Genomic DNA, 350 nt, shown 5'->3' on the forward strand with positions numbered 1-350 from the left:
GAACGGGTGAAAATCTTCATCCGTACAATGCACCAGCTGTTTTGCACTCCATCCGGTCATTCATAAGGTTTTAAATCATGGAAAATTTTACCCCGTGGTCAGCACTTTCGGGCGGGCTTCTGATCGGCCTGTCGGCAGTATTGCTGATGTTTTTCGAAGGACGCATTGCCGGTATCAGCGGCATTGTCAGCAGGCTTTTCCCGCCTTATAGCGACAATCGCTTTTTATCCCGCGCAGGCTTTGTGCTGGGGCTGCTGATTGCTCCGTTTCTATATATGCTCTTCAGCGGTCACACACCGGTTCTCAGTGTTTCTTCCGATCCGGTATTGATGATTATTGCCGGTTTGCTG

The 350-nt window shown here is 49.7% G+C and carries 1 protein-coding gene; it reads left to right on the forward strand.

The window, feature by feature from the left end; translation table 11 throughout:
- Positions 1 to 77: 77 nt before the first annotated feature.
- Positions 78 to 350: YeeE/YedE family protein (locus HBA93_RS19565; RefSeq protein WP_502910149.1), on the forward strand; the 273-nt coding region annotated here is incomplete at its 3' end.

It is taken from the genome of Ochrobactrum sp. SFR4 (genome assembly GCF_019730395.1).
Lineage (GTDB): Bacteria > Pseudomonadota > Alphaproteobacteria > Rhizobiales > Rhizobiaceae > Pseudochrobactrum.